Origin of the sequence: Pseudomonas sp., from assembly GCF_030698175.1 — a bacterium.
GTDB lineage: Bacteria > Pseudomonadota > Gammaproteobacteria > Pseudomonadales > Pseudomonadaceae > Aquipseudomonas.
Genome location: NZ_JAUYNT010000024.1, coordinates 62,454 through 86,169, shown reverse-complemented (window position 1 = coordinate 86,169; position 23,716 = coordinate 62,454). Strand labels below are relative to the sequence as shown.

General features: G+C 58.0%; 20 protein-coding genes and 1 tRNA gene. 6 read left to right on the top strand and 15 right to left on the bottom strand.

The annotated features are described in order from the left end of the window. The first annotated feature begins 139 nt into the window (after window positions 1–139). The 6 genes from Q8R10_RS12625 (at window position 140) to Q8R10_RS12600 (ending at window position 6,722) form a co-directional block, all read left to right on the top strand. Window positions 140–469, top strand: a complete 330-nt coding sequence (locus tag Q8R10_RS12625; RefSeq protein ID WP_305654178.1) for a DHCW motif cupin fold protein — start codon at window positions 140–142, stop codon at window positions 467–469. Window positions 470–560: 91 nt separating this feature from the next. After that, entirely contained in the window at window positions 561–1,577 is a 1,017-nt protein-coding gene (locus tag Q8R10_RS12620; RefSeq protein ID WP_305654177.1) for a class I SAM-dependent rRNA methyltransferase, read from the top strand. A gap of 70 nt (window positions 1,578–1,647) precedes the next feature. After that, window positions 1,648–4,524: a DUF748 domain-containing protein gene (locus tag Q8R10_RS12615; RefSeq protein ID WP_305654176.1), complete on the top strand. Its 2,877-nt coding sequence runs from the start codon at window positions 1,648–1,650 to the stop codon at window positions 4,522–4,524. Window positions 4,525–4,645: 121 nt separating this feature from the next. Next, complete coding sequence (locus tag Q8R10_RS12610; RefSeq protein ID WP_305654224.1) at window positions 4,646–4,915, top strand: DUF2845 domain-containing protein; 270 nt, start codon at window positions 4,646–4,648, stop codon at window positions 4,913–4,915. Between the two features lie 31 nt (window positions 4,916–4,946). Further along, the gene (locus Q8R10_RS12605) at window positions 4,947–5,240 is read left to right on the top strand and encodes a DUF2845 domain-containing protein (protein ID WP_305654175.1); all 294 of its coding nucleotides are present in this window, start codon (window positions 4,947–4,949) and stop codon (window positions 5,238–5,240) included. A 30-nt stretch (window positions 5,241–5,270) separates the two neighbouring features. Then, window positions 5,271–6,722: a rhomboid family intramembrane serine protease gene (locus Q8R10_RS12600; protein ID WP_305654174.1), complete on the top strand. Its 1,452-nt coding sequence runs from the start codon at window positions 5,271–5,273 to the stop codon at window positions 6,720–6,722. Window positions 6,723–6,743: 21 nt separating this feature from the next. Here Q8R10_RS12600 and Q8R10_RS12595 read toward each other — a convergent pair whose 3' ends face one another. From Q8R10_RS12595 to ftsH, 15 genes are all read right to left on the bottom strand, one after another. Continuing rightward, window positions 6,744–8,165, bottom strand: coding sequence for a hypothetical protein (locus tag Q8R10_RS12595; protein WP_305654173.1), 1,422 nt, complete (start codon window positions 8,163–8,165; stop codon window positions 6,744–6,746). Between the two features lie 102 nt (window positions 8,166–8,267). Next, window positions 8,268–8,960 (bottom strand): 16S rRNA pseudouridine(516) synthase RsuA, encoded by a 693-nt coding sequence (gene rsuA / locus Q8R10_RS12590; RefSeq protein WP_305654172.1) that lies wholly within the window; start codon window positions 8,958–8,960, stop codon window positions 8,268–8,270. A gap of 264 nt (window positions 8,961–9,224) precedes the next feature. Continuing rightward, window positions 9,225–11,339: a polyribonucleotide nucleotidyltransferase gene (gene pnp / locus Q8R10_RS12585; protein ID WP_305654171.1), complete on the bottom strand. Its 2,115-nt coding sequence runs from the start codon at window positions 11,337–11,339 to the stop codon at window positions 9,225–9,227. Window positions 11,340–11,559: 220 nt separating this feature from the next. Then, on the bottom strand, window positions 11,560–11,829 hold the full coding sequence (gene rpsO / locus Q8R10_RS12580; RefSeq protein ID WP_305654170.1) for a 30S ribosomal protein S15: 270 nt from the start codon (window positions 11,827–11,829) through the stop codon (window positions 11,560–11,562). Window positions 11,830–11,961: 132 nt separating this feature from the next. Continuing rightward, window positions 11,962–12,879 (bottom strand): tRNA pseudouridine(55) synthase TruB, encoded by a 918-nt coding sequence (truB, locus tag Q8R10_RS12575; RefSeq protein ID WP_305654169.1) that lies wholly within the window; start codon window positions 12,877–12,879, stop codon window positions 11,962–11,964. Window positions 12,880–12,884: 5 nt separating this feature from the next. Further along, window positions 12,885–13,313: a 30S ribosome-binding factor RbfA gene (gene rbfA / locus Q8R10_RS12570; protein WP_305654168.1), complete on the bottom strand. Its 429-nt coding sequence runs from the start codon at window positions 13,311–13,313 to the stop codon at window positions 12,885–12,887. Between the two features lie 109 nt (window positions 13,314–13,422). Then, complete coding sequence (infB, locus tag Q8R10_RS12565; protein ID WP_305654167.1) at window positions 13,423–15,918, bottom strand: translation initiation factor IF-2; 2,496 nt, start codon at window positions 15,916–15,918, stop codon at window positions 13,423–13,425. 26 nt (window positions 15,919–15,944) lie between these two features. Next, entirely contained in the window at window positions 15,945–17,426 is a 1,482-nt protein-coding gene (gene nusA, locus Q8R10_RS12560) for a transcription termination factor NusA (RefSeq protein ID WP_305654166.1), read from the bottom strand. A gap of 47 nt (window positions 17,427–17,473) precedes the next feature. After that, a complete protein-coding gene (gene rimP / locus Q8R10_RS12555) occupies window positions 17,474–17,932 on the bottom strand; it encodes a ribosome maturation factor RimP (protein WP_305654165.1) in 459 nt (152 codons plus the stop codon). Window positions 17,933–18,229: 297 nt separating this feature from the next. After that, window positions 18,230–18,315, bottom strand: a tRNA-Leu gene (locus Q8R10_RS12550). 11 nt (window positions 18,316–18,326) lie between these two features. Then, on the bottom strand, window positions 18,327–18,710 hold the full coding sequence (gene secG / locus Q8R10_RS12545) for a preprotein translocase subunit SecG (protein WP_305654164.1): 384 nt from the start codon (window positions 18,708–18,710) through the stop codon (window positions 18,327–18,329). A 3-nt stretch (window positions 18,711–18,713) separates the two neighbouring features. Beyond that, complete coding sequence (gene tpiA, locus Q8R10_RS12540; protein WP_305654163.1) at window positions 18,714–19,469, bottom strand: triose-phosphate isomerase; 756 nt, start codon at window positions 19,467–19,469, stop codon at window positions 18,714–18,716. A 64-nt stretch (window positions 19,470–19,533) separates the two neighbouring features. Beyond that, window positions 19,534–20,871, bottom strand: a complete 1,338-nt coding sequence (gene glmM, locus Q8R10_RS12535) for a phosphoglucosamine mutase (protein ID WP_305654162.1) — start codon at window positions 20,869–20,871, stop codon at window positions 19,534–19,536. A gap of 15 nt (window positions 20,872–20,886) precedes the next feature. Further along, on the bottom strand, window positions 20,887–21,738 hold the full coding sequence (gene folP, locus Q8R10_RS12530; protein WP_305654161.1) for a dihydropteroate synthase: 852 nt from the start codon (window positions 21,736–21,738) through the stop codon (window positions 20,887–20,889). 9 nt (window positions 21,739–21,747) lie between these two features. Continuing rightward, window positions 21,748–23,664 carry an ATP-dependent zinc metalloprotease FtsH gene (gene ftsH, locus Q8R10_RS12525; RefSeq protein ID WP_305654223.1) on the bottom strand — a complete coding sequence of 639 codons (1,917 nt, stop codon included), beginning with the start codon at window positions 23,662–23,664 and terminating at the stop codon, window positions 21,748–21,750. Window positions 23,665–23,716 lie beyond the last annotated feature (52 nt).

Genomic DNA, 23,716 nt, shown 5'->3' with positions numbered 1-23,716 from the left:
TTCGGGGATCAGATCTTATATCTTGCATGCAGCAAAATAACTACGCCATGGCAGATGTAAGACCTGACCCCGACACTTGCCGCTCGATGCTCTGCTGCGACTAACTAAGCCTTACAGCAAACAACTCACGGAGACAGCAATGGAGATCAGCGGCATTCCTTTCGGCACCACCGACTGGTCCAGCATCACGCCCAGTGAACACCCTGGCGAAACCGGCACGGCTTACTGGCGCACCTGTCAGTTTGGCAGCGTGCGGGTGCGCATGGTCGAGTACAGCGCAGGCTACCTGGCCGACCATTGGTGCTCGAAAGGCCATATCCTGCTATGCCTCGAAGGTGAACTGCACACCGAGCTGCAAGACGGTCGGCACTTTATCCTCACGCCTGGCATGAGCTATCAGGTGGCCGACCAGGCCGAAGCGCATCGTTCCTCAACCCCGAGCGGCGCCAAACTGTTTGTGGTTGATTGACCGCTCAGCAACACGGCAACGACGCCGGCCATGGGTCGGCGTTTTTAGTGGTGAACTGATAAACTGCCGGCCCCATTTCGAGGCGCTGCGCATGTCCACTCTGAATCAGGCGCTGCGCGCCGCCCTGCTCAATCGCCAAGCCTTGTTGAGTGAGCTGCACAGCCAGGGAAGCGACTGTTACCGGCTGTTCCACGGCAGCCAGGAAGGCGCCGGCGGTCTGTGCATCGACAGGTACGGCCCGCAATTGCTGGTGCAAAGCTTCCATGCGCAATTGCCCCGCGAGGCCTTGCTGGAGCTGCATGAAATCGTCTGCGCCACACTGGATCAGCCACTGCTGTTGGTCTACAACGACCGCAGCCAGGGCAATTCGCGCATCGATCGCAGCGATCCGATCTACTCGGCCGAACCGGCGGCATTGGCAGACCTGATCGGCCACGAATGGGGCCTGAATTATCGGGTGCGCGGCCGGCATGTCGGCCAGGACCCGCTGCTGTTTCTCGACCTGCGCAATGCCCGTGGCTGGGTCAAGCAGCACAGCCAGGGCAAATCGGTACTCAACCTGTTCGCCTATACCTGCGGTGTCGGCCTGGCTGCCGCAGCTGGTGGCGCCAGCGCGGTGTGCAACCTCGACTTTGCCGAGAGCAACCTGGCGGTGGGTAAAGAAAACGCCCTGCTCAACCCGCAACTGCCGGCGATGGAGTTTTTGCAGGCCGACTACTTTGCCGCCATCCGCCAACTGGCTGGCCTACCGATACTGCCGCGCCGGCGGCAAACGTTGCCGAACTACCCACGCCTGCAACCGCGCCAATTCGACCTGGTGTTTCTCGACCCGCCGGCCTGGGCCAAGAGCGCTTTCGGCACCGTCGACTTGCTGCGCGACTACCAAAGCCTGCTGAAACCGGCGCTGCTGACCACCGCCGAGGGTGGCGTGCTGATCTGCTGTAACAACCTGGCCAAGGTGGCGCTGACCGACTGGCGCGAGCAGGTGCTGCGCTGCGCGGAAAAACTCGGCCGCCCGGTGCGCGACTGCCAGGTGCTCACCCCAGCGGCGGACTTCCCCTCGCAAGACGGCCAGCCACCACTGAAAACCCTGATCCTGCAGCTCTGACAGGGGTCAAATTCGCGGTGCGCATGCCATACTCCCAAGCATCTTTAGCTGCCATAGATGATGCCACGCCATGCCCAAGGGACTGAAACGCACCGCTGCCGCCGCACTCATTGGCGTAATCTTGTACAGCCTGCTGGGGTTTTTAATCATCCCCGGCATTGCCCTGCGGCTGATCAACCAACAGTTGGCCAGTTTCAGCAACGTGCCGGCCAAGCTTGAGCGCCTGCAGCTCAACCCCTTTAGCCTTGAGCTAACACTGTGGGGCCTGCACCTGGGGGAGGCCCCAGCCGAGCAGCTGGGGTTTGCCAAGTTACAGGCCGACCTGCAATGGGACAGCTTCTGGAGCGGCGCGCTGCACCTGGCCGATGTTCGCCTGGAGCAAGCCAAGGTCGAACTGCTGTTCGCTAAAGATGGCCGCCTCAATCTAAGCCAATTATTCAAGCTGCCCGCCAGCCCCGAGCCCCAGGAAGTCGAGGCGCCGAGCGAACCCTTCCCGCTGCGCATCGAGCGAGTGGCCCTGGCCGGCGGCCAGCTGCACTTTCAAGACTTACGTACCAGCGAGCCGATTGAATTCGTCTACGACGCCTTGGATTTGAGCCTGAACAACCTCAGCACCCTGGCCGGCGATAGCGCCGAAATGAGCTTGGTTGCCACCGGCCCCCACGGTGGGCGGATTGACTGGCAAGGGCAAGTGGCGCTCAACCCGATCAGCTCCAACGGTCGACTCAAGCTCAGCGATGGTCAACTCAAAAGCATCTGGCCCCGTGTGCGCGACGTGCTGCCACTGGCCCTGCAAGAGGGCGTGATTAATTTTGCCAGCGATTATCGACTGAGCCTGGCCGGCGGTACCCAGTTACAACTGAGCAACCTCGACATCCGCCTGGCACCCCTGGCCATCAACCGCCCAGGCGGCCAGCCACTGCTTAAACTGGCCAGCCTGCACATCAGCGAAACCAGCCTAGATCTGGCCAAGCAGCAAGTGCTGATCGGCAAAATTCGCAGCCAAGGCTTGAAAACCTGGGCGGCCCGGGAAGCCGATGGCCAGCTTGACTGGCAAAAGCTGTTTGCCGAAAAAACCGCGCCAACCACACCCGCCAGCCCGGCCCCAGCCGGTAAGCCCTGGCAGGTGCTGCTCAGCGATATGCAGTTGCGCGACTATCAAATTCACCTGGCCGATCGTGGGGCAACGCCTGAGGTTAAGCTCGAGCTCGGCCCACTGAACCTGGACCTGAATAATTTCGACAGCCTCAACCAATCACCTTTTACCCTGAGCCTGGATACCGGCGTGGGTAAGCACGGCAAATTCAAAGCCGCCGGCCAGGTGGCGCTCAGCCCAGTCAGCGCCAAGCTCAAGCTCGACACAGAAAATATCGACCTGCGTATCGCCCAAGCCTACCTCGCGCCCTTTGTGCGCATCGAACTGCGCAGCGGCATGCTCGACAGCGCCCTGGCCGTTGACCTGCAGAGCACCGAACCGCTGGCCTTCAGCATCGACGGTGGCGTGCAGGTCAAACAGCTGCACACCCTCGACACCGTCAAACGCCGCGACTTTATCAAGTGGCAGCAGCTTGACCTGCAGGGTTTCAGTTACCGCCATGGCGAGAGCCTGAGCATCAACAAAATCAACTTCAACCAGCCCTACGCGCGCTTTACCATCAATGAAGACCGCAGCACCAACCTGACTGATTTGCTCATCCCACAACCGGCCAGCAAGGCCGCACCGGCGGCCGCGCAGAGCAAACCGCTGGTCATTGTCCTGGGCGAAATCAGCCTGAAAAATGGTTCGGCCAACTTTGCCGACCTCAGCCTGAAACCCGACTTTGCCACCGCCATTCAGCAGCTGGAAGGCCACATCGGCCGCATCGACAGCAGCCAACCCAAGCCGGCTGCGGTGTCGATCAAGGGCAAGGTCGACCGTTATGCGCCGGTGAGCATCGTCGGCAACCTCAACCCCTTCAATCCGCTGGCCAGCCTGGACATGGCGGTGAGCTTCAAACAGGTCGAGCTGACCACCCTCACGCCCTATTCGGGCAAATTCGCCGGTTACCGCATCCTCAAGGGTCGGCTGAACCTCGACCTGCTCTACAAGATCAACCAGGGCAAACTCAACGCCGAAAACAAACTGGTGCTCGAGCAACTTGAGCTTGGCGAGCAAGTCGACAGCCCGGACGCCGTCGACCTGCCGGTGCGGCTGGCGATTGCCTTGCTGAAAGACAGCGACGGCAAAATCGAGATCGAACTGCCGGTCAGTGGCGACCTCAATAATCCCCAGTTCAGTGTGATGCCGATCATCTGGCAAACCCTGCGCAATCTGGTGGTACGCGCCGCGTCAGCGCCGTTCAAATTTATTGCCGGGCTGGTCAGCGGCGCCGATGAGGTCAATCTCGACCGCGTGCAATTCAGCCCAGGCGCCACCGAGTTAGACCCACAAGCCCAGGGCGTGCTCAACACCCTGGCTGCCGCCCTCAAACAACGGCCGGTGCTGCGCTTGGAAGTGCAAGGCGTCAGCGCCCAGGCGGCGGATGGCCCACTGCTGGCCGAGCAACGCCTGCAGCGCGAATACCAAAACAGCTACTACAAAGCGCTGCAACGTGACGGCGATACCGTTCCTGCCGATGCCAGCGCGCTGGAAGTACCCGAGGATGAAAAAGCCGACTTGCTCGAAGGCATCTACCGCGTTCAGCTCAAACAAAAAATCCCGGCCGATTGGGACAAGCTCGACAGCGAGCAGCGCACCAACAAGCTGCATGAAGCGGTCATCAACCACTGGGCCGGCAACCAAGGCTTGCTGCGCAAATTGGGCCAGGCGCGGGCGGCCAGTATCAAACAGTACCTGGTTGACCGCGGCAGCCTGGAAGACCAACGCATCTACCTGCTGGATGTCAGCGTGGCTCCGGCCGAGGCTGATGGCCGGGTCGCCAGCGTCCTGCAACTGGGCAGCCAATAAACGCCGGCAGCGGCCCGGCGCTGACAGACGTCGGGCGCCGGTGTAGGCTGAAATAAGCCAATCATTTGGAGCTTGTGTGAAAAACTTGCCGCTACTTACCGGCCTGCTGCTGAGCGGCCTAATGCTGGCTCCGCTGGCTCAGGCGACCTCAACCCTGCGCTGCCAAAGCAGCTTGATCAGCCTGCAGGATCGCACCAGCGAAGTGCTGGCCAAATGTGGCGAACCTGCGACCAAGGAGTTTCTCGGTTATCGCGAGGTGGTCGACTACTATGGCGGCGTCAGCCAGGTGGGCATCGACGAGTGGAGCTACGGCCCGCGCAACGGCATGTATTACTACCTGCGTTTCGAAGCCAATCGGCTGGTTAGAATCCAAAGCAAACGCGGTCAATAAACTCACTCCCGCCCATCGTGGAACAGCTCAAATGAAACGCGCCCTATACCTGCTTGCACTGCCGCTGCTGGTCATGAGTTACGACGCCAACGCCACCTTTCGCTGCGGACAAAAACTGGTCAATGAGGGTGATCGCAGCAGCGAAGTGCTGCGCAAGTGCGGGCAGCCCGCCAGCCGCGACCTGCTCGGCTACACCGACACCATCAATGGCAACCTTGGCCTGCAAATCGAGGAATGGTCCTACGGCCCCAACAATGGCATGTATTACTACCTGACTTTCGAAGGCGGTCGCTTGCGCCAAATTGAAAGCAAACGCGGCCAGTAACAGCTCGATACGCCAACACGGACGTTCCTCATGATCATTCTGCCCGCCGAACACCCGCTGGATTTTAAGCGTCCGCCCGTCATCACCCTGCTGCTGATTGTGCTCAATTGCCTGATCTACTTCGGTTATCAGGGCGGCGACAGCGCGCGTGAAGAGCGGGCGGTGAAAACCTACCTCGACGCCGGCCTGCTCAGCCGCGAGAAGGCCAGTTTTATTGCCGCCTTCAGCCAAGAGCACAAGCTCAATGCCGAGCAACAAAAAGGCTTCAGTGAACTGCGCAGTAAAGACCTGGCCGGCATGCTGCTCACCGATCTGGAGTTCGAAAACCAACTGCACCAGAGCCCGGCCTACCTGGCCGACCCGCAGTGGCAGGCCGCTCGCCAGCCGGCCGAAGCGGCCCGCGACCAACTCAGCAATTATCGCTTTGGCTTTGTCCCGGCCAAATTCACCGTGCAAGGCTTGTTCGGCGCGATGTTCTTGCATGGCAGCGTCGATCACCTGCTGGGCAATATGCTGTTTTTGTTTATCTTCGGCTTCGCCCTGGAAATCGCCCTGGGCCGCTGGATGTTTCTCGGTCTTTACCTCGTTAGCGGGCTGGCCTCCCATCTGTTCTGGTGGCTGTTCGAACCCTCATGGTTAACCGGCATAGGCGCATCCGGTGCGGTGTCCGGGCTGATGGGCATGTACCTGGGCGTATACGGGCTGCGCAAGATCAACTTCTTCTACTGGCTGGGGCCGCTGTTTGGTTACTTTCGCGCACCGGCGCTGTGGATCTTGCCGCTGTGGATGGGCAAGGAATTGCTCGGCATGCTGGCCAACGATCACGTCAATCGCTACGCCCACCTGGGCGGCTTGGCCGCGGGTTTTTTGTTGGTATGGTTGCCCAAGCAGTTTGGCCAACTGAAAGTGGATGAGAGCTTCCTGCTCAAAGTCGACCCGGATGCCCAGTACAAACGTGAAGTGGCGGCGCTGGCCGAGCTGATCAGCCGCTTCGCCCTCGACCAGGCCGCCAGCCGTGGCCTGGATTTACTCGGCCGCTACCCAGGCCGTCTGGCCCTGCTGGAACAACTCTACCCGGTGGCCAAGAGCCGCCAGGACAAGGCCCTGCTCGGCGCGCTGCTCAAGCAACTGTTTGCCCTGCCCACCGCCAGCGGTCAGTTGCCGCTGCTACAAAAACTGGCCCTCGACATGGGCGATCCACAGCAACGCCTGCTTGAGCATCCGGCCATCCAACTGCACCTGCTGCAACAGTTGCTCAAGGCCGGCGATGAGCGCCATGCGCTGTACCCCTGGCGCAAACTGGCCTGTCGCGTGCAACCACCGGCGGCCATGCTCGGCCTCAGCCTGCACTTAGGCAAGCTGCTCGGCCAGCGCCAAGACCGTCACAGCGTGGCCGAGGTTTCGGCCTTTATGCGCCAACACTTCCCGGATGCCGAGCAAACCCAGCTGCTGGGCCAGCATCAGCAAAACCGCGTCAGTTAAGCCCTGCTGCCCGCCAAGCGATCAGCCGACTTTGACCTGGGCCAACTTGGCGATAATGGCCTGCAGACTGGCCACCTCCCCCAACAAAGGCGAGCTCGGATAACGGGCGCGGATAAAGCCCAGCAGCTGTTGCGCCGGCTCCAGTTGCCCCAGCCCTTCGGCAAAACCCCGGGCCGCCAACAGATAGGCGCGCGGGATATGCGGGTAGTCCGGGAAGCGCTGGTGCAGATTACGCAGCAGACTCAGGGCTTCGCGGTTTTTATGTCGGGCCAGCAAGGCGCCGGCCAGTTGCTCGCAGAGCAAGGCATCGGCGGGCAGAAAATCCGCCTGCAGTTGCCGCACATTCAGCAATGCCGTGACCGCCAGTGCCGGATTAAGCCGGACCACCAGCGGCAGGTAATGCTGCAGATGGCGCAGGCAGCGGTCGCGGTCATTCAGCCCGAAGAGCAGCTGATGAAAACGCTCATTGAGTTTGAGGTCGTTCGGGCTGCGTTCCAGAGCCTGGGTGAGGATTTCCAAGGCCTGGGCGCTCTGCCCCTCCTTCAGGCGAATCTCTGCCTCGGCCAAGGCTTTACGGCGTTGATACTCGGCCACCGGAAAGTGATTTTGCTGGGTTTCATCGGCAATCACATAACCCAGGGCGCCCTGATACTGGAACACCACATAGCCCATCATGGCGCACATGACCACGGCAAAGTAGGCGAACAGCGCCGCCGCAATCGGCATCAGCACCACCCGTGGCAAGCCGCTGGAGAGCATGTAAGTCACGTAGCTGGGCGATTGCCAGAGGATAAACAGAAAGGCCCAGAGAATCAGATAACGCCAGCCCATGGCTTTGATCACCTGGCCGACCAGCTCTGGACTGAGCGCCGCCGCCAGCTCTTTCTCCAGCGCCAGGCGGATGATGCTGGCCGGCAGCACCAGCATGATCAACAGGTTGACCACCCAGTACAGCGCCTCACTGTCAAAATCGGCGGCTAACCACAGTACTGCTGCGGCGATGACAAACACCGCCAGCTGCCGGAAGAACAGGGCGAAGCCTTCGCCGACAAAAGCGCTCCGCAGACTCGGCGCCTCCTGCTGCGCCTGACTGCTGGCTTCGATCACGCTGTGCAGGTACTTGGTGGCGACGCTGAGCAGCACCAGCCAGAGGATTTTCGAGCTGGGCATAAACAGACTGGCCAGCGCCAACAAAGCGGCGAACGCCAAAGGCCCAGCCTGAAAGGCATACAGAAAGAATTTGGGAATTCGCAACCAAAAAGGTTGCGCACTATTGGCCGCGCCGAGAAAACTTAGCTTGCTGCGACACAGCGGGCAAAGGGCCACCGCATCCTGGTCATCGGCATTCAGCGGCAGGCAACAATCGCCGTAATCGCGCGGACAACTGGCGCAGTGCCAGGTGGCCGGTTGCGCCAGGTGATAGTGACAGTGGGTCTTGTCCATCCAGTACTTCCTTGTTTACTACGGTAATAGCGGCATTGTTCGGGCAAAAAAAGCCTCGCAGGGAGCGGCGTCTCTTGTTGGCCCTTATCAGCTTTTTAGAGGTTACTGAATGCTTTGGATTTCTGCTTCGGTCAACGGACGATACTCACCCACGGCCAGTGAGTCATCCAAGGTGATAGCGCCAATGCGCTCGCGGTGTAGCGCCACAACCCGATTGTCGAGTGCGGCAAACATTCTTTTTACTTGATGGTATTTGCCCTCGCTAATGGTCAGCCGCACTTCGTTGCTGGATAGACGCTCCAGTGTGGCGGGCTTGGTCAGCTGTTTTTCACTGTTGAGCAATAGACCTGCCTGTAACTTTTGTTCTGCATCGCTGATTAGAGCGTTGGCCAGTGTGGCGCGATAGGTTTTTTGGCATTCATGGCGCGGCGAGGTTACGCGATGGTTCCACGGACCATCGTCGGTAATCAATACCAGCCCCGTGGTGTCGATATCGAGGCGTCCGGCAATATGCAGTATTTTTTTGTTCGGCTCGTCGAGTAAATCGAGCACCGTGGGGTGGTCGTTATCGATGGTGGCGCAGATGTAACCGAGCGGTTTGTGCAGCATAAAATAACGCGGGCCGACTGGGCGCAGAGCTGCACCGTCAAGCTGGACAATATCGGTCGGGCTTATCTGTAAGCTGGCGTCTTTAATTTGCTCGCCATTGACCATCACACGCTTACTTCTTAAAGCTATCTTCACCAAAGCCCGCGAAAGGTCGGTCGTGTCGGCAATATATTTATCGAGGCGCATGGATTAACAGTTCTCGGTGTTGTCTGTGTGCGGCAGGGCCTGCAGCCATGAAAAAGGCTATGCCTGCGTTAGTGGTTGAAAGCGCTTTGGCTTCGTAGGGTGTGGTTAGCCGCAGGCGTAACCCACCATTTTTTGCAATGATTAGCCGTATCCGTTGGTGCGTTACGCAGCGATGCGGCTAACACACCCTACACAAGCGAAGCCAACCACTAACGAGTACATGAAAAAGGGCCCCGCAGGGCCCTTTTTCAGTCGCTAGCGCTATTAGGCGCTGGCAGTTTCCGCAGCTTCGGCAGCAGCCACGTCTTTGATCGACAGCTTGATGCGGCCACGGTTGTCGACGTCGAGGACCAGAACCTTAACTTCCTGGCCTTCTTTCAACACGTCGGTAACCTTCTCAATGCGCTGATCGCTGAGCATCGAGATGTGCACCAGACCGTCTTTACCCGGCAGGATGTTAACGAAGGCGCCGAAGTCGACGATCCGCTCAACCTTACCGATGTAGATCTTGCCGATTTCAGCTTCCGCGGTGATGCCCAGTACGCGCTGACGCGCGGCCTCGGCAGCTTCCTTGGTTTCGCCGAAGATCTTGATGGTGCCATCGTCTTCGATATCGATCGAAGCTTTGGTCTCTTCACAGATGGCACGAATGGTCGCGCCGCCTTTGCCGATCACATCGCGGATCTTGTCGGTGTCGATCTTCATCGCGATCATGGTTGGGGCGTTAGCCGACAACTCGGTGCGCGAGGTAGCCAGGATCTGGTTCATCTGACCGAGGATATTCAGGCGCGCTTCCAGGGCTTGGCCCAGAGCGATTTCCATGATTTCTTCGGTGATGCCGTTGATCTTGATGTCCATCTGCAGCGCGGTAACACCTTTGGCGGTACCGGCTACCTTGAAGTCCATGTCGCCGAGGTGATCTTCGTCGCCGAGGATGTCGGTGAGGATGGCGAACTTCTCGCCTTCTTTAACCAGACCCATGGCGATACCGGCAACCGGAGCCTTCAGCGGAACGCCAGCGTCCATCAAGGCCAGGGATGCACCGCACACCGAAGCCATGGAGCTGGAACCGTTCGACTCGGTAATTTCCGACACCACGCGAATGGTGTACGGAAATACGTCAGCAGCTGGCAGCATGGCCGCGATGCTGCGACGGGCCAAACGGCCGTGACCGATTTCGCGGCGACCCACGCCACCCATGCGACCACATTCGCCTACCGAGTACGGCGGGAAGTTGTAGTGCAGCATGAACGGGTCTTTGCGCTCGCCTTCCAGGGTGTCGAGCAACTGCGCGTCACGGGCAGTACCCAGAGTGGCAACCACCAGCGCCTGAGTTTCGCCACGGGTGAACAGAGCCGAACCGTGGGTCTTGGCCAGAACGCCGACTTCGATGGCCAACGGACGTACGGTGCGGGTGTCGCGGCCGTCGATGCGTGGCTTGCCGTTAACGATGTTCTCGCGCACGGTGCGGTATTCGATTTCGCCGAACACATCTTTAACTTCGCCAGCCGAGGCTTGGCCTTCGGCGCCGGAGAACTTGGCCACTACCTGGTTACGCAGCTCGCCGAGACGGGCATAACGCTCGTGCTTAACGATGATGGCGTAAGCCTGGGAGATCGCCGCGCCGAACTCGGCGCGGATTGCGTCGATCAGTACGTCGTTCTTGGCTGGAGCAGTCCAGTCCCAAGTCGGCTTGCCAGCTTCGGCGGCCAATTCGGTAACGGCTTTGATCACTACCTGGAATTCGTCGTGGGCGAACAACACCGCGCCCAACATCTGGTCTTCGGTCAGCTCTTTGGCTTCCGATTCAACCATCAACACGGCGTCTTTAGTGCCGGCTACGACCATGTCCAGGCTCGAAGCCTTGAGTTGCTCGTAAGTTGGGTTAAGCAGGTAGCCGGTGCTTTCGTGGAAAGCCACGCGAGCGGCGCCAAACGGAGCCTCGAACGGGATACCGGAAATGGCCAGGGCGGCCGAGGTGCCGATCATGGCGGCTACGTCTGGATCGGTCTTTTTGCTGGTCGACATTACGGTGCAGATAACCTGCACTTCGTTCATGAAGCCTTCTGGGAACAGCGGGCGGATCGGACGGTCGATCAGGCGCGAGGTCAGCGTCTCTTTCTCGGACGGACGGGCTTCACGCTTGAAGAAACCGCCGGGGATCTTGCCGGCTGCGTAGGTTTTTTCTTGGTAGTGCACGGAGAGCGGGAAGAAGCCCTTGCTTGGATCGGCGTGCTTGGCGCCAACCACTGTTACCAATACGGCAACGTCGTCATCGACAGTGACCAGCACGGCGCCGGAGGCTTGACGGGCAACGCGGCCAGTCTCGAGGGTGATGGTCGATTGACCATATTGAAACTTCTTAATTACCGGGTTCACGGTGTGGTTACCTTCTCTTTTTTGCCTTGGGGAAATCTGCTTGTTGCAAAACTAGCCATTACAAAATCCGGTGCTGCAAAATTTGTGGGCAACTGCGGGAATCGGACCCGAGCGCTACCCAGATAAAACTTGAGGCTGGTGGCCTGCCGTAGATTGCCGGCTTGCCCCTAAGGACCAGCACGACAACCAGCGACAGACCACCAACCTCAACAACGTCGTATTAGCGACGCAGACCCAAGCGAGCAATCAGGCTGGTGTAACGGGTAACGTCTTTGCCCTTCAGGTAATCCAGCAACTTACGACGCTGGTTAACCATACGGATCAGACCACGACGCGAGTGGTGATCTTTACCGTTGATTTTGAAGTGACCTTGCAGCTTGTTGATGTTGGCGGTCAGCAGTGCAACTTGCACTTCTGGCGAACCAGTATCACCAACAGCTTGCTGGTATTCAGTTACGATTTGGGCTTTATCTTCAACGCTAAGTGCCATGATGGGCTCCTTTAGGTAACAGGCCAGGGACTACTCCCCGTATTTTTTAAATGAGATGTGACCGCGCCTATTAACAGCCACCCTCGTGCTAAAGCTGCCACAAATCTTACGATTTACAACAGCCCGCTTCGGTCACTGCGACCGAATCAATCGACGCGGCGCAATCCGCCCGTCTTCGCTCACTTCACCGATACCGATAAAGCGACCGTTGTGATCTTGTACCCGGACCATACCGAACTGCGGCGCTTCTGGGGCGCGTACCGGCTGGCCATTGAGCCAGTAAAAACTGCTGTGCTCGGAAAACTGCACTATTGGCCAATGCTGCAAACCGCTGTCGGAGGGTAACAGAAAGCGGTCAACGGCCTCATTACCACCCTCGGCATGCACCTGCTCAAGCTCTTCCAGCGTGACCGTTTGCGCCAAGGCAAAAGGACCGGCTTGAGTGCGACGCAGTTGCGCCACATAAGCCCCGCAGCCCAATTGCTCGCCAATGTCCTCGACCAAGGTGCGGATATACGTGCCCTTGGTGCAACTCACCGACAAGCGCGCCTGGGCCTGCTCGAAGTCGAGCAATTGCAGGCCATTGATAGTAACAGAACGCGCTTCGCGCTCCACCACCACCCCGGCGCGGGCCAGTTTGTAGAGTGGCTGACCATCGCGCTTCAGGGCCGAGTACATCGGCGGAATCTGGCTGATGGGGCCACGAAAGGCCGGCAACACTGCTTCTATATCGGCGCGACTACAGGTCACCTCACGCTGCAACAGCACCTCACCCTCGGCATCGCCGGTGGCGGTGGTTTGCCCCAACTGCATGAGCGTCTCGTAGCCTTTGTCGGCGTCCAGCAGGTACTGGGAAAACTTGGTCGCCTCACCGAAACACAGCGGCAACACGCCGGTGGCCAACGGATCGAGACTGCCGGTATGCCCGGCTTTTTCCGCATTGAGCAGCCAGCGAACCTTCTGCAACGCCGCATTTGAGGTAAAGCCGAGGGGTTTATCCAACAGGATAATCCCGCTGACATCGCGGCGAATACGCTTAACCTGAGCCACGCCCCTCACTCCTTATCCGCCTCGCCAGCCTCGTCAACCTTGCTATCTGCTTCGGCGGCTGCGGCAGGGTGCTGGCTGTCTTCGGCCACGGCACGCTCGATCAGCGCCGACAAATGGGCGCCGCGCGACACGCTTGAGTCAAAGTGAAAGTGCAACTGCGGCACATTGCGCAATTGCATGGAGCGGCCCAACTGCATGCGCAGAAAGCCGGAGGCGTCGTTCAGCACCTTGAGGTTCTGGGCGATATCTTCAGCGCTGTCCTGGCCCATCACGGTGATAAAAATCTTCGCGTGACTGACATCACGACTCACTTCGACGGCGGTGATGGTCACCAGGCCGACGCGCGGGTCTTTAATTTCGCGGCGGATCAACTGTGCCAGCTCGCGCTGCATCTGATCGCCAATACGTTGGGTGCGGCTATATTCTTTTGCCATGGTTTATTACCTGTCACTCACCACCCGGATAAAACCCGAGCGGTCTGAAAGCGCCAAACGCCCGGCCAGACGAGAGCCTGACCGGGCGTTGCGTGGTACAGCTCGCGGCTTAGAGGCTGCGGGCCACTTGGACCTTCTCGAACACTTCGATCTTGTCGCCAGCTTTAACGTCGTTGTAGCTCTTAACGCCAATACCGCATTCCATGCCGGCACGCACTTCGGACATGTCGTCCTTGAAGCGACGCAGAGATTCCAACTCGCCTTCGAAGATAACCACGTCTTCACGCAGTACACGAATCGGACGGTTACGGTGCACAACACCTTCCAACACCATACAGCCGGCAATAGCGCCGAACTTAGGTGAACGGAACACATCGCGAACTTCAGCAATACCGAGGATGTTCTCGCGAACATCGCTGCCAAGCATGCCGGTAAGGGCCTTTTTGACGTCATCGATAATGTCGTAGATCACGTTGTAATAACGCATATCCAGACCTTCCTGCTCGACAATCTTGCGCGCACCGGCATCGGCACGCACGTTGAAGCCGAAGATCACCGCGCTCGAAGCCAGTGCCAGGTTAGCGTCGCTCTCGGTGATACCACCGACACCGCCACCAATTACCCGAACCTGAACTTCGTCATTGCCCAGGCCGCCCAAGGCGCCTTGCAATGCTTCGAGGGAACCACGCACGTCAGATTTGAGGACGATGTTAAGCGTCTTCTTCTCGGCCTGGCCCATGTTCTCGAAGATGTTCTCCAGCTTGCCGGCATGCGCACGAGCCAGTTTGACTTCGCGGAACTTGCCTTGACGGAACAAGGCGATTTCGCGGGCCTTCTTCTCGTCAGCCAGCACGATCATCTCGTCGCCCGCTTCCGGGGTGCCATCCAGGCCGAGAATCTCAACCGGAATCGCCGGACCAGCCTCTTTGATCGGCTTGCCGTTCTCATCGAGCATGGCGCGGATACGACCGAAGTTCGAGCCGACCAGAATCATGTCGCCTTGACGCAGCGTACCGTCTTGTACCAATACGGTAGCCACCGGGCCACGGCCCTTGTCCAGGCGTGATTCAACCACAACGCCACGGCCAGGAGCCGTTGGAGTGGCTTTCAATTCCAGTACTTCAGCTTGCAACAGCACGGCTTCGAGCAGCTCGTCGACGCCAGTACCGACTTTCGCCGAGACCGAAACGAACGGCGTGTCGCCACCCCATTCTTCCGAGGTAACCCCGTGAACCGACAGTTCAGCGCGGATGCGATCGAGATCGGCGCCCGGCTTGTCGATTTTATTCACGGCAACCACCAGCGGTACGCCGGCAGCCTTGGCATGCTGAACGGCTTCGATGGTCTGCGGCATCACGCCGTCGTCCGCCGCAACCACCAGAATCACAATGTCGGTAGCCTTGGCACCACGGGCACGCATCGAGGTAAACGCGGCGTGACCCGGGGTATCGAGGAAAGTCACCATGCCACGGTCAGTTTCAACGTGGTAAGCACCGATGTGCTGGGTGATACCACCGGCTTCACCGGCAGCCACCTTGGCGCGACGGATATAGTCGAGCAGCGAGGTCTTACCATGGTCAACGTGACCCATAACCGTTACCACTGGGGCGCGGGTACTGGTAACACCGTCAAACTTGATCGACTCAGCCAACTGCTCTTCGAGCGCGTTGTCGCTCACCAGGGTCACTTTGTGGCCGAGTTCTTCAGCGATCAGCTGCGCAGTTTCCTGATCAAGGATTTGGTTGATGGTCACCGGAGTGCCCATCTTGAACATGAACTTGATCACTTCCGCGGCTTTAACCGACATCTGCTGCGACAAGTCGCCAACAGTGATGGTTTCACCGATCGAAACTTCGCGGATTACCGGGCCGGTTGGGCTCTGGAAACCGTGCTGGTTACGCTTCTTCAGCTTGGTCTTGCCGCGACCACCACGACGGAAGCTGTCGCTTTCTTCGTCGGTAGTACGGGGCGCAACGCGAGGGGCCGGAGCCTTCTCTTTTTCTTTAACCGATGGACGATGGGCCGTAGTTTTACGGTCGCCACGGCGGTCGGCATCTTCGTTACGCGGCTTATCAGGGCGGCGCAACTCGTCTTTCTTGCGTTCTTCAACCGGCGCAGCAGCCACTACCGGCGCAGGTGCAGCGGCGGCAACAGGTGCAGCAGCCACTGGCGCAGCAGCAGATGCATCGCCTTGCGCAGCCGACTGAGCGGCAGCGCTAGCGAGGCGACGAGCCTCGTTATCGGCCTGACGCTTAGCATTTTCAGCCGCGAGCTTGTCTTCCATATCGCGCTTTTTCTCGGCGGCAATTTCTTCCGCGCTGCGCTCAACGAAGACTTTCTTCTTACGAACTTCAACGCTAATGGTTTTGCTACCAGCAACCCGCAGGGTGCTAGTAGTTTTGCGCTGCAAAGTAATCTTGCGCGGCTGTTCAACCTTAGCGCCGTGACTGCTTTTGAGGTGGGCTAACAGCGCCTGCTTCTCATTGTCGGTCACAACTTGTTCGGCGGTAGTGTGCGGCAAACCTGCCTCACGCATCTGCAGCAGCAGGCGCTCCACCGGTGTGTCGACCACTTGGGCCAGTTCTTTCACCGTGACTTGCGTCATGCATCTCTCTCCTCAGGCCGCGGGTATTACTCAAACCAATGGGCGCGGGCGGCCATGATCAGCTTGCCGGCACGATCTGAGTCGATGCCGTCGATGTCGAGCAGGTCGTCAATCGACTGCTCGGCCAGGTCTTCGCGGGTAATCACACCACGCACTGCCAGTTCGCACGCCAAGTCGTGATCCATACCCTCAAGTGAGAGCAGGTCATCGGCCGGATGGGCGTCAGCCAGTTTTTCTTCAGTAGCAATAGCGCGCGTCAGCAACCGGTCTTTGGCACGAGCACGCAGCTCATTAACGATTTCTTCGTCAAAGCCATCAATGCTGAGCATTTCTTCGATCGGCACATAGGCGATGTCTTCAAGACTGGTGAAACCTTCTTCAACCAGAACCTGAGCCAACTCCTCGTCAACTTCCAACTCGTCGATCAGACGCTGCAGGATGTCGCCGCTTTCAGCTTGTTGCTTGCCTTGCAGGTCTTCCTCGGTCATCACGTTCAGGGTCCAGCCAGTCAATTGACTAGCAAGACGCACGTTTTGACCGCCACGACCAATGGCTTGCGCCAAGTTGTCGGCACCAACGGCGATATCCATCGAGTGGGTATCTTCGTCAACCACGATGGCCACCACTTCAGCCGGCGACATGGCGTTGATCACGAACTGCGCAGGATTGTCATCCCACAACACGATGTCCACTCGCTCACCGGCCAATTCGCCGGAAACCGCCTGCACACGCGAACCGCGCATACCGATGCAAGCACCTTGCGGATCAATCCGCTTGTCCTTGGAACGCACGGCAATTTTGGCCCGTGAGCCAGGATCGCGTGCGGCTTCCATGACTTCGATCAGCTCTTCAGCGATCTCCGGCACTTCAATGCGAAACAGTTCAATCAGCATCTGCGGCGCGGTGCGCGAGAGAATCAATTGCGGACCACGGTTTTCGCTGCGGATTTCTTTCAGCAATGCCCGCAGACGCGCGCCAACCCGAAAGTTTTCCCGCGCGATGATGTCTTCGCGAGCCAACAGCGCCTCGGCGTTGTTACCCAGGTCAACGATGACGTTATCGCGAGTCACTTTTTTAACGGTGCCGGAGATGATCTCGCCAACCCGATCCCGGTAAGCGTCAACCACCTGAGCGCGCTCAGCCTCGCGCACTTTCTGCACTATGACTTGCTTGGCCGCTTGCGCTGCGATCCGACCGAACTCAATCGACTCGATCTTCTCTTCAATCAGGTCGCCAATTTTAGCGTCAGGCTTTTGCTCCTGCGCCTCATCCAGCGTCAACTCAGAGGCCAAATTAATCAGCATCTGGTCTTCAACAACTGTCCAGCAACGATAAGTATCGTAGTTACCGGTGTGGCGATTAATCTCCACCCGCAACTCAACCTCAACGTCAAAACGTTTTTTGGTCGCCGTGGCCAGTGCCAACTCCAGCGCTTCAAAAATTACGCCTGGCGGTACACCCTTTTCGTTAGATACCGACTCAACAACCAGCAGAATTTCTTTGCTCATCGTACGCCTCGCCTTTCGCAATCCATTGGATCCGCGGGATCCGCGTCTCAATCAAACCGGGGAATTATATTGGCCTTATCGATCAAATCGATCGGCAACAAGAACTCGTGGTCATCAACCAGCACCACCACGTCTTGCTCCTCCACCCCACGGAGAAGGCCCTGAAAGTTGCGTCGCCCGTCAAAGGGTGAGCGCAATTTGATCTTCACTTGCTCACCGGCATGCAGCGCAAACTGCTCAATGGTAAACAGCGGCCGATCCATACCTGGCGAGGAAACCTCTAGGGTATATTCAGCTGCAATCGGGTCCTCAACATCGAGAACACCGCTAATTTGGCGGCTGACCGCTTCGCAGTCTTCCACCAAAATGCCATTGGCATGATCGACATACACTCGCAACAGCGAGTGTCGACCTTGCGACAGGAACTCGATACCCCAGCATTGGTAGCCCAGGGATTCGACCACTGGAGCCAGCAAGGCCTGCAACTCTTCTAGCTTGCTCGACACATGAACTCCTCGCGCATGCCGTACAAATAAAAAATGGGCGAAGCGCCCATTCATTTACGCCGCCTGAAACTCTGACGACAAGAATCATCCATCTAGCAAAAAGCCCCTAAAAAGGGGCTCCACACTACTGCGCAGGAGCGTCAAACAAATTGAAAACCAGTGAACAACAAGCTCAACCAGCTTCCAACTAGCGCAACCCTGCTTTAAAGCTGGGCCGAAGTATACGACTGAACCCATATCTGGGTCAATCCAAGCTTCAGCAACAAGAAGGCCCGCAATCTGCGGGCCTTCTTGATTTGGTACCGAGGAGGGGACTCGAACCCCTACAGCCAAAGGCCACTACCACCTCAAGGTAGCGTGTCTACCAATTCCACCACCACGGCAAAAACCTGTATTACTTTTGCTCTACCGCTTTTGGCACATCAACCGGATCGGCTGCTGGCTTCTGCGCGTCAAGCACCGGCACATCATCAGTAGCCGGTTTTTCTTGCGGCACTTCCATCACTGCCGGAGCCGGCAGACCAACATCACCCGCAGTAATAGATTTTTCTTTAGCAAAAAAACCTAAACCCAAGCTAGTTACGAAAAAAGCGGCCGCTAGTATAGCAGTAACTCGACTAAGAAAGGTAGCAGAACCTTGACTACCGAATACGGTACCCGAAGCCCCAGCACCAAACGAGGCGCCAGCATCCGCACCCTTACCATGCTGCAGCAACACCAAAGCAATAACGCCAAGCGCGCCCAACAAGTGAATTACAACTACGACTGTTTCCAGCATTTCTCAGTTTCCTGCGGCGCGACAGATCGCCCCGAACTCATCTGCATTCAGGGAGGCACCACCAATCAGCCCCCCATCGATATCCGGCATGCCGAACAACTCAACCGCATTTACCGCTTTCACACTACCGCCATAGAGAATTCGCACCCCGCCGGCAATTTCGGCATTTTCCGCCGCCAACTGTCCGCGTATTGCCGCATGCACCTCTTGCGCTTGCTGCGCAGAAGCCGTCAACCCCGTACCAATAGCCCAAACAGGCTCGTACGCGATCACCGCATTAGCAAAAGCACCAACCCCCAACTCTTCAAGCACGCCACTCAACTGACGAGCGACCACTTCAAGCGTCTGACCAGCCTCGCGCTGCGCCAATGTCTCACCAAGGCAAAGCACCGGCAGCAAACCACAAGCCTGAGCCGCGGCAAACTTTCGTACCACCACTTCATCGCTATCACCCAGCAACAGGCGACGCTCAGAGTGGCCAACCAAAACCAAGCTACAACCGGCGTCTAGCAACTGACTAGCAGCCACTTCACCGGTTAATGCACCCGGCATTGACTCAACCGCACAATTTTGCGCACCGACAGCGATCACACCACCCTCAAGGCCGGCGACCACTTGCCCCACATGTAGGCAGGTCGGAAATACTGCAACATCAACATCACCCGGCAAAACCTGATGACGCAGACCTTCGATCAGCTCAGCGACGCTGGCGCGGGTACCGTGCATTTTCCAGTTACCAGCAACCAAGGGGCGACGCATGCTCAAGCTCATCGATCAAATTGGCCGCAGATGGTACCCAACAGCCGGCAAACTGGCAAGCGAATCAGGCACATACCTGCGTGACAACACTCGCCAACAGTTCGGCATAGGCACGTACCTGCGCGCCATCCTCGCCCTCAACCATCACCCGCAGTAATGGCTCAGTACCGGATTTACGCAACAGCACCCGCCCACGCCCCGCCATTCGCTCAGTCACATCGGCGCAAGCGGCCTTTACCTGCGGATGTTCAAGCGGATCGATACCGCCCGCAAAGCGCACATTAATTAACACCTGCGGACATTTCTGCACGCTACCACGCGCCTCGGCCAGACTGAGACCCGCACGTTTGAGCGCCATCAACACCTGCAGCGCGGCAATAATGGCGTCCCCGGTGGTGGTGTGCTGGAAGCAGACGATATGACCAGAATTCTCGCCACCCAGCTGCCAGTTGCGCTCCTGCAACTCAGCTATCACGTACCTATCACCGACCCCGGCCCGCACAAAGGGAATTTCAAGCTCAGCCAAGGCCAACTCAAGGCCCAGGTTACTCATTAGGGTGCCGACCACGCCGCCCTGCAGGCGACCACGCTCCTGCAAGTCGCGAGCGATGATAAACAGCAGCTCATCACCATCAACAATGGCGCCCATATGGTCGACCATCAACACCCGATCAGCATCACCATCGAAGGCAATACCCAAGTCAGCCCGCTCTGCTACTACCGCAGCTTGCAAAGCCTGCAAATGAGTGGAACCGCATTGATCATTGATATTTAGGCCATTAGGCTGCGCCGACAATACCGACACCTGCGCGCCCAACTCACGAAATACACTAGGCGCCACCTTATAGGCCGCACCGTTAGCGCAGTCGAGCACCAGCTTGAGACCGGCAAAGTCGGTACTGCTAGGCACGCTGCTTTTACAAAATTCGATATAGCGACCGGCCGCGTCGTTAATTCGCGAAACCTTACCCAGCTGCGCCGACTCAACCACCTCCATAGGCGCATCGAGTAATTGCTCAATCAGCAACTCGATCTCATCCGGCAGCTTAGTGCCCGCACCGGAGAAAAATTTAATGCCATTGTCGTAGTGCGGATTGTGCGAGGCACTGATCACAATGCCCGCCTGCGCATGAAAGGTGCGCGTCAAATAGGCAATCGCCGGCGTTGGCATCGGCCCCAACAACATCACATCGGCGCCAGCAGCCGACAACCCAGCCTCCAGCGCCGACTCAAACATATAGCCAGAGATCCGCGTATCTTTGCCGACCAGCACCTTGCAAATACCATGCTGACGAAACGCCATACCAGCGGCCCAACCGAGCTTAAGCATAAAATCCGGAGTGATCGGATAAACACCAACCCGGCCACGAATGCCATCGGTACCAAAATACTTCCTACTCATCTGCTTTTGCCCTTCTTATTCCGCCGCTTCAACCGCAGCAAGCATGCGTACTAAATCAACCGTTTCAAGCACATCATGCACTCGCAAAATTTTCGCGCCCTTGGCCAGCGCCAGGGCCGCCAAAGCCAAACCACCGGCCAGACGCTGATCAACATCACGCCCTAAAGTCTGGCCAATCATGCTTTTGCGCGACACCCCAACGAGCAACGGCAAACCGAACTCATGCAGCCTCTCAAGATGCTTGAATAGGCTCAAGTTGTGTTGCAAATCTTTCGCAAACCCAAAACCCGGATCAAGCACCAGCCGCCCTGCAGGGATGCCAGCAGCCGCACAGGCCGCCAGGCGCTCAACAAAGAAACCGTGAACCTCGCCAAGCAAATCCTGGTACAGCGGGTTTTGCTGCATGTTGCCCGGCTCGCCCTGCATATGCATCAAGCACACCGGCAAACCCGTGGCCGCCGCCGCCGCCAGCGCGCCCTCGCGGCGTAACGCACGCACATCATTTATTAAGCCGGCACCCAAGCGCGCAGCCTCGAACATGACCGCAGGTGTCGAAGTGTCTACGGAAATGATCACATCCAACTCTGCGGCGATCGCCTCAACAATCGGCGCCACACGCTGTAACTCCTGCTCAGCAGACACCGGCAGCGCACCAGGACGCGTCGACTCACCACCAATATCGATCAGACTGGCGCCAGCCGCCAGCATGGCTTCAGCATGCCGCAAAGCGGCATCGCGCAAATGAAAGCGCCCGCCATCGGAGAAAGAATCTGGGGTGACATTGAGAATACCCATCACCTGCGGACGGGTTAAATCAAGAACCCGATTGCCGCAAGGCAATCGGGTTGGGCACTGCAACGCGGTCATGGAAAAACCTTAATGCTCGCCAGCCGGGCCACCGATAGGCGTATCGGTTCGCTCAGCCACCTCGACAACAACTGGCGTACCCGACGAGGTGCCCGAACCATCCGACCAGTCTTTTGGCTCACGCACAACTCGCCCGGTCATGATGTCTTCGATTTGCTCGGCATCGATGGTTTCATACTTCATCAAGGCTTCAGCCATGACATTCAGCTTGTCGCGGTTATCGGCCAAAATTTGCTTGGCGGTTGCATAGCAATGGTCGATAAGACTGCGGATTTCCGAGTCGATCAGCTTGGCGGTATCCGCCGACACACTGCTTTGCTGGCTGCCCATGCTACGCCCAAGGAACACCTCGCCATCTTCCTCGGCATACATCAACGGCCCGAGCTTTTCCGACAAGCCCCACTTGGTCACCATGTTCCGCGCCAGCTGCGTGGCACGCATGATGTCGTTGGAGGCACCAGTGGTGACGCCATCAAAACCCAGGGTCATTTCTTCGGCAATTCGCCCACCAAACAACGAACAAATCTGACTGGTCAGCGCTCGCTTGGACAGACTGTAACGATCTTCCTCAGGCAGGAACATGGTCACGCCCAGCGCCCGGCCACGCGGAATGATCGAGACTTTATAAACCGGATCATGCTCAGGGACGATGCGCCCAACGATGGCGTGCCCGGCCTCATGATAGGCAGTATTGAGCTTTTCTTTTTCCGACATCACCATCGACTTGCGCTCGGCGCCCATCATGATTTTGTCTTTAGCCAACTCAAACTCTTTCATCTCAACGGTGCGCTTACCGGCGCGCGCAGCAAACAGTGCAGCCTCGTTGACCAGGTTGGCCAAATCGGCACCAGAGAAACCCGGGGTACCGCGAGCAATCACTTCAGGCTTCACATCTTCGCCAATCGGCACCTTGCGTACGTGCACCTGCAAAATTTGCTCACGACCGCGAATATCCGGCAGACCAACCACCACCTGCCGGTCGAAACGACCTGGGCGCAGCAGTGCCGGATCGAGCACGTCTGGGCGGTTTGTGGCGGCAATCACGATAATGCCGTCATTCATTTCAAAGCCGTCCATCTCCACCAGTAACTGGTTGAGGGTCTGCTCACGCTCGTCGTGACCGCCGCCCATGCCAGCACCACGATGGCGACCAACCGCATCGATCTCGTCGATAAAAATAATGCAGGGGGCGTGTTTCTTCGCCTGCTCGAACATGTCGCGCACACGACTAGCGCCCACGCCGACAAACATCTCGACAAAATCCGAACCGGAAATGGTGAAGAACGGCACTTTGGCTTCGCCAGCCACGGCTTTGGCCAGCAGGGTTTTACCAGTACCAGGCGAGCCAACCATCAGCACACCACGGGGAATACGACCACCCAAGCGCTGGAACTTGCCCGGATCACGCAAAAACTCAACCAGCTCACCGACTTCTTCTTTGGCCTCATCGCAACCGGCGACGTCAGCAAAAGTGGTCTTGACCTGATCTTCCGAGAGCAAGCGCGCCTTGCTCTTGCCGAAACTCATCGGCCCGCCTTTACCACCTGCGCCGCCTTGCATCTGGCGCATCAGGAACATAAATACGGCAATCATCACCAGAATCGGGAAGCTCGCCACCAGCAACTGCATCCAAATGCTTTGCTGTTCAGGCTGCTCGCCAACGATGGCGACATTGTTATCCATCAGGTCTTTAATGAGGCCGTTATCGGCAATCGCCGGGCGGACAATTTCAAAGGAGCCGCCATCAGTACTCTTGGCTTTGATCAGGTAGCCGTTGACGGTCACCTCTTTAACCTTGCCTTCCTGAACTTGCTGAATGAAGTCGGAATAATTGAGCTTATGACTCTCCGGCTGGCCGGAGAAATTGCTCATTACCGTCACCAGGACAGCAGCGATAATCACCCAAAGGATCAGGTTTTTTGCCATATCGTTCAATTAACTACCCTCTGTAGCAGGCCGCGCGCTGGGACCGTGCTTC